Raw genomic sequence first — 6,621 nt, forward strand, 5'->3', positions numbered from 1 at the left:
CCGGCCCCGGCCCGCATTGCGGCTGCCCGTTTTTCCGTCTCTCCTGTTCATTCACCATCCAGAAAGGCTGTCCCATGGAACTTGCCGTTGCCGTCGTCATACTCATCATCGCCGTGATCTTCATCGCGCGCTCCGTCAAGGTCGTGCCCCAGCAGAACGCCTGGGTCAAGGAGCGCCTGGGCAAATATGCGGGCACGCTGGCGCCCGGCCTGAACCTGCTGGTGCCCTTCATCGACAAGGTCGCCTACAAGCACAGCCTGAAGGAAATCCCGCTCGACGTACCCAGCCAGATCTGCATCACGCGCGACAACACGCAGCTGCAGGTGGACGGTATCCTGTACTTCCAGGTCACCGACCCCATGCGCGCGAGCTACGGGTCGAGCAACTACATCATGGCCGTCACCCAGCTGGCGCAGACCTCCCTGCGGTCCGTGATCGGCAAGCTGGAACTGGACAAGACCTTCGAGGAACGCGACATCATCAATGCACAGATCGTGCAGGCCATCGACGAGGCCGCGCTGAACTGGGGCGTGAAGGTGCTGCGCTACGAGATCAAGGACCTGACGCCCCCTAAGGAAATCCTGCACGCCATGCAGGCCCAGATCACCGCCGAGCGCGAAAAGCGCGCGCTCATCGCAGCGTCCGAAGGCCGCCGCCAGGAGCAGATCAACATCGCCACGGGTGAGCGTGAGGCCTTCATCGCCCGCTCCGAAGGCGAAAAGCAGGCCGTCATCAACAAGGCGCAGGGCGAGGCCGAATCCATCAAGGCCGTGGCCGAAGCCAATGCACAGGCCATCGAACGCGTCGCGTCCGCCATCCGCCAGCCGGGCGGCGAGCAGGCCGTGCAGCTCAAGGTGGCCGAAAAAGCCGTCGAGGCCTACAGCCAGGTGGCATCGGACGCGACCACGACCCTCATCGTGCCCAGCAACATGACCGAAGTCTCGGCGCTCATCGCCTCGGCGATGAAGATGGTGCAAACCACCACCAGCACGCCGCGCCTCTGACACCGCCAGGCAGACCGGCTCCATCGGCGCCGGTCACGCCACCTTGCCGGCTCACCGGACACGCTGCAGGGCACCAGCCCCGCGTCCGGAGCCGGTTCTTTTTTTGACTCTGGGCATGGACACGGGCCCTGCCGCCGGCCACGGGCCCGATTCCTTCGCTGGGCGATCAGCGCCGACGGTGCGCCAAGGCGTCAAGCGGCCACGGCGTCGGCTAGGATGAGCGGCCATTTCGCCCCCACCCAGATACCTTCACGTGCAAGAACCCATGGGCGCCACCCTCATCGTCGGCATGCTGTGCGTGCACCTGCTGTGCTTTGGCGCCATGTTCCTGCTGATCAGCACCCGCCTGCATGGCAGGAAGATGGGGATGGAAGTGTTCGCCATCGGCAACTTCCTGCTGGGCTGCGCGTACGTGCTGCAGCTGGCGGGCGGCGCGCCAGGGTGGAACGCGATGAGCGTGGTCAACCATACGCTGACCCTGTGCGCACCGGCCGTCTACGCGGTGGGTGCCATGCGGTTCTTTGGCCGCGCCGCACCTCTGTGGCCCCCCCTGCTCACCCTCGCGGTGGCCTACACCGCCGCGCAGGTGGTGGCGCAATGGACGCTCGGAACGGCAGCGCGGTACGCCATGCTGGCGGGCGCATCTGCTCTGCTCTTTGCGGCGATGACGGCCACCGTGATACAGGGCGCCCGCAGCTTTGCCAAAGACCTGCGCGTGGAAATGGTGCTGTTCGCCGCCCTGATTGGCGGCATCTTCGCGCTGAACGCGATGAAGTTCGTGTTCATTCTCCAGAACGGACTGGAAGCCCTGGACATGGACAGCCGTTTCCAGACCGTGTTCTACCTGTACATGTCGTTTCTGGCGACCGTGCTGGCACCGTCCATCATCTGGCTGGTGCTGCGCAGGCTCACCGACGAACTGCGGGCCACCGCCGCCCACGACCCGCTGACGCGGCTGCTCAACCGCCGCGGCCTGCTCGACGGGTTGCAGGCGCACTTCCGCTCCCGCAAGGCGGGCCCTGCGCACCTGCTGATCGTGGACATCGACCATTTCAAGCGCATCAACGACAGCCACGGCCACCAGGTCGGCGACACCGTGCTGTGCCACGTGGCCGATCTGCTGCGCGACACCGCCCGGCAGGGCGACCTCACCTGCCGCCTGGGGGGAGAGGAATTCGTCGTCATCTGCCTGGACACCGACGCAGAGGGCGCCCTGCGCCTGGCAAGCCGCGCACGCACCGCCATCGAGAACAGCGACGTGGCAGCCGCCACGGCCCCAGGCAGCCCCATCCGCTGCACCGTGACCATCGGCATCTCGGCCGGCTTTGCAGCCCCCCAGGAGCTGGACCGCGCCCTGCAGGAAGCCGATGCAGCGCTGTACCGCGGCAAACACGCCGGCCGCAACCGCGTCGAGGCCAGCGACGCCGCCGCACAGGCAGGCTCCGCCATGGAATCAGCCCTGCACGCAGCCCGGGCTGCGCACTAAAAACCGCCGATCCATCGATCGACGGCAAAAACGCTCCAAACCACTGCTACAATCGTGGGCTTCGGAGAGGTGGATGAGCGGTTTAAGTCGCACGCCTGGAAAGCGTGTGTGGGCTAATCCCCACCGCGGGTTCGAATCCCGCCCTCTCCGCCATATGCAACCCTAAGTGATTGAATCACTTAGGGTTTTTTCTTTGGTGATGGCTCTCTCCACCATGGCAAGTTCACGTACAGCTTGAAACGCAAAAGCCACCCTCGGGTGGCTTTTTGCTGGCGGCTTTTCGATTCCAGGCTTCTCGATGCGCATGTCAACGCGCAACCTGGGCCCACGCGCCCGGCGCTACCTGTGCCCACGGTGCCATCCACCAGAGTCGACCACACCCAGGACCCCGCGCCGGGCCTGCCGTGCTGCACCAACTCACGATGGGGTGCTCGCACCGTTTGCGTTCCAACCATTGCGTTTGCCTGGAGGGCGATTTCTCGGGATGCAGCCTTGCAGTTGCGCCAGTCTTGGCATCTTCGGCTCACAGTGGCCGCTCAAAAGCTCTCCCAGTCATCCTCGGCCCCCGCCGCCACCGCCTGGGGTGCTGGCGCCTTCGGCTTGTTCACCGCAATGGCCGGTGGCCGGGCGCCGGGGGCCTTGGCTGGCTGGGTTGCCTGAGTAGCCTGAGTAGCGGGTGGCTTGCCGGAGCCTGGGCGGTGGGCGGGGGTGGGTACCCGCTTGGGCGACGGCGCGGAAGCCAGTTTGGCTGGGGAGCTGGCCGTGCGCACCGCCTGGGCGGCTGCGGGCGGCTGCGACTGATCGGCCGAGAGTTTGAACACCTCCACGGCGCCGACGAGGGCTTGCGCCTGGTGGTTCAGGCTGCTGGCTGCAGCGGCCATTTCTTCCACCAGGGCGGCGTTTTGCTGCGTGACCTGGTCCATCTGCGTGACGGCCTCGCCGACTTGCGACACGCCCGTGCTCTGCTCGCTGCTGGCGGCGCTGATCTCGCCCATGATGTCGGTCACGCGGCGGATGGACGACACGACCTCGGTCATCGTCACGCCGGCTTTGTCCACCAGCACGGAGCCTTGCTCCACGCGCTCGACGCTGGCGGTGATCAGGGCCTTGATCTCCTTGGCGGCTTCGGCGCTGCGGCCAGCCAGGCTGCGCACTTCACCGGCCACCACCGCAAAGCCCCGGCCCTGCTCTCCGGCGCGGGCCGCTTCCACCGCCGCGTTCAGCGCCAGGATGTTGGTCTGGAAGGCGATACCGTCGATCACGCTGATGATGTCCGCGATCTTCTTGCTGCTGTCGTTGATGCCCTTCATGGTCTCCACCACTTCGGCCACGACCTCGCCCCCCTGCCCTGCCACGGTCGATGCGCTCATGGCCAGCTGGTTCGCCTGGCGCGCGTTGTCGGCGTTCTGCTTGACGGTGGAGCTGAGCTCTTCCATCGACGCTGCCGTCTCCTGCAGCGCGCTGGCCTGCTGTTCGGTGCGGATGGACAGGTCGTTGTTGCCCGAGGCGATCTCTGCGCTGGCCGAGGCCACGCCCTGCGCATTGCCGCGCACGCCGGATACCACGTGCGCCAGGTTGTCGCGCATGGCCGTCAGGCCGCCCAGCAGTTGCGCGATCTCGTCCTTGCCACGCGCATGGATCGGCACCGTGAGGTCACCCTGCGCGACCGAATCCGTGATCTGCACCGCGTTGTCCAGCGACCGCGAGATCTGCCGGATCATCGCCCCGCCCATCAGCACCGCCAGCGCAATGCCCAGCACCACGGCGGTAAGGGCCGTCGCGCGGATGGTCTGAAAACTCGCGTCGGCCCGGTCGTACTCGGCCTTGGCGCGGTCGAGCTGCACCTGCATCAGCTGGCCCAGCACGTCCTGCAGCGGGTCGATGGCGGGGTACATCTCCTTGGCGGCGAACGCGGTGAGCGCGGCCATGTCGGCCGACCTGAAATGCCCGTTGAGCGCATCGGCCGCCGCCTCGGCTTTGACCTGCAAGGGCTTGAAGCGCTCGACGAGCTTCGTTTCCTCGGGCACGAGCTGGGTTGCCAGGTAGGCCTTCCAGTTGGACTCGATGGCCTTGCGTGCATCGGCCACCGACTGCAGGCCCTGGGCGGGCGTCATGGCCCCGTCACGCACCTTGTGCGCGGCATCGACCACGTTGACGGCATACATGTCTGCCACCACCTTGATCTGCTTGAGGGGCACCACCCGGTCGTCGTAGACGGACTTGAGTCCGGCATTCGATTGCCCCATGCCAAACAACCCCGCCGCGCCCACCAGCAAAACGAGCAGGCACAGGGCCGTGAGCAGGCCGGCTAGGCGCGTGGATATCTTGAACTGGCTCATGGCAGTGCTCCTGGAGTAATGACCAAATAGAAAGAAAAAAAGAAACAAGGAAGGGCGGCAACGGCATGCGCCACGACCACACCGGTCTGCGCCCCGGTGGCGAACACCCGGGGAACATCGACGTGGAAGGGGGCACAAGAGGACATGCACGATGCGCGCCAGGAGGGCTGCCGGCAGCACGGCCCGCAAAGCCGGGCGCACTTGCAGAGCCAACGCCATGAGCCATGAAAGAACTCCCGGCAACAGACCAGCGCATCCAAGGACCGCAGCCGCGGCCTCAGCCGAGAGAGATGGGGGCGGAACTACCCTTCGAGCATAGCGCGTTCCGTTACGTTTGCGTACATTTGCGCGCGATAAATCATCCAGCCATGGCGGGCGGAACGTACGCGCGGCGTGGGCCTGAGGGCCTTGGCTGGGCATGCCAGGGCGGCGGGCAAAATGCTGGCCCGGCAAGCCAGGCCGCTTCACGCAGGCGCAAGGTGCCCACTCAGACGTCTGAGTGGGCACCTTGCGATGCTATCAATTGAATAGCTGCTACCGCCTATCCAGCGAGCGGTAGCGCCGTTTTTTAACCTTAACCTCGTGGGATGCGTGTCGTCAGAAGCTTTCCCAGTCATCGTCTCCACCCGCTGCCGGGGCGGGCGCCCTGGCAGACGCAGCGGCCTTGGCCGGCGCTGCCGCAGGTGTGGCCGCTGGTTTGACGGCCTGCCGGGGCGCCGGCAGGCTGGCTGCAGCTGCCTTGCGCCCAGATGCGGCGCCTGCGGGCTTGGCTGACGTGCTGGCGCTGCGTGCAGCCAGGTGGGGTGCCGGGGTCGACAGGGCCTTGCGCGCAGCGGCGGGCGCAGCGGTGTAATGGCGCGCTGGTGGTGTCGATGACGATGTCGATGGCGGGGCCGCGCTGCGCTGCTGCCCCCCCGCCTCCAGCTTGAACACCGCCANCGCAGCGGTGTAATGGCGCGCTGGTGGTGTCGATGACGATGTCGATGGCGGGGCCGCGCTGCGCTGCTGCCCCCCCGCCTCCAGCTTGAACACCGCCACCGCGTTCACCAGGTCGCCCGCCTGCGCGTTCAAAGCGCTCGCCGCGGCCGCCATCTCTTCCACCAGCGCCGCGTTCTGCTGCGTGGCCTGGTCCATCTGCGTGACGGCTTCGCCCACCTGGCCCACGCCCGCGCTTTGCTCGCTGCTGGCCGCGCTGATCTCTCCCATGATGTCCGTCACCCGGCGGATGGAGCTGACCACTTCGGTCATCGTGGCCCCCGCCTTGTCCACCAGGGCCGTGCCTTGTTCCACGCGCTCCACGCTGGCGGTGATCAGGGCCTTGATTTCCTTGGCGGCTTCGGCGCTGCGCCCGGCCAGGCTGCGCACTTCACCGGCCACCACCGCAAAGCCCCGGCCCTGCTCTCCGGCCCGGGCTGCTTCCACCGCCGCGTTCAGCGCCAGGATGTTGGTCTGGAAGGCGATGCCGTCGATCACGCTGATGATGTCCGCGATCTTCTTGCTGCTGTCGTTGATGCCTTTCATGGTCTCCACCACTTCGGCCACCACGTCCCCGCCCTGCACGGCCACGGTGGATGCACTCATCGCCAGCTGGTTGGCCTGGCGCGCGTTGTCTGCGTTCTGGCGCACGGTGGAGCCCAGCTCTTCCATCGACGCTGCGGTTTCTTCCAGTGCCGACGCCTGCTGCTCGGTGCGCGCCGACAGGTCGTTGTTGCCCGAGGCGATCTGCGAGCTGGCCGACGCCACGCCTTCTGCGCTGCCGCGCACCGTGCTCACGGTGTTCACCAGGCTTTGC

3 protein-coding genes, 1 tRNA gene and 1 pseudogene are annotated in these 6,621 nt (G+C 66.6%); 3 read left to right on the forward strand and 2 right to left on the reverse strand.

Features of this window, described 5'->3' with window-relative positions; translation table 11 throughout:
• The first annotated feature begins 74 nt into the window (after positions 1 to 74).
• The 3 genes from ASG27_RS07140 to ASG27_RS07150 all read left to right on the forward strand — a co-directional run bounded on the left by ASG27_RS07140 (position 75) and on the right by ASG27_RS07150 (position 2,643).
• Complete coding sequence (locus tag ASG27_RS07140; RefSeq protein ID WP_056414665.1) at positions 75 to 1,004, forward strand: SPFH domain-containing protein; 930 nt, start codon at positions 75 to 77, stop codon at positions 1,002 to 1,004.
• Between the two features lie 265 nt (positions 1,005 to 1,269).
• Positions 1,270 to 2,490, forward strand: coding sequence for a GGDEF domain-containing protein (locus tag ASG27_RS07145; protein WP_056414668.1), 1,221 nt, complete (start codon positions 1,270 to 1,272; stop codon positions 2,488 to 2,490).
• A gap of 63 nt (positions 2,491 to 2,553) precedes the next feature.
• A tRNA-Ser gene (locus tag ASG27_RS07150) sits at positions 2,554 to 2,643 on the forward strand.
• 383 nt (positions 2,644 to 3,026) lie between these two features.
• Here ASG27_RS07150 and ASG27_RS07155 read toward each other — a convergent pair.
• Positions 3,027 to 4,829 carry a methyl-accepting chemotaxis protein gene (locus ASG27_RS07155; RefSeq protein WP_056414673.1) on the reverse strand — a complete coding sequence of 601 codons (1,803 nt, stop codon included), beginning with the start codon at positions 4,827 to 4,829 and terminating at the stop codon, positions 3,027 to 3,029.
• A 939-nt stretch (positions 4,830 to 5,768) separates the two neighbouring features.
• A pseudogene (locus ASG27_RS26565) lies at positions 5,769 to 6,621 on the reverse strand (methyl-accepting chemotaxis protein); the annotation flags it as partial.

The organism is Acidovorax sp. Leaf191 (assembly GCF_001424425.1).
Lineage (GTDB): Bacteria > Pseudomonadota > Gammaproteobacteria > Burkholderiales > Burkholderiaceae_C > Acidovorax.

Coding starts and splice junctions, on each gene's coding strand:
- ASG27_RS07145 (WP_056414668.1), top strand. CDS start 1,270: ATGGGCGCCACCCTCATCGTCGGCATGCTGTGCGTGCACCTGCTGTGC.
- ASG27_RS07140 (WP_056414665.1), top strand. CDS start 75: ATGGAACTTGCCGTTGCCGTCGTCATACTCATCATCGCCGTGATCTTC.
- ASG27_RS07155 (WP_056414673.1), bottom strand. CDS start 4,829: ATGAGCCAGTTCAAGATATCCACGCGCCTAGCCGGCCTGCTCACGGCC.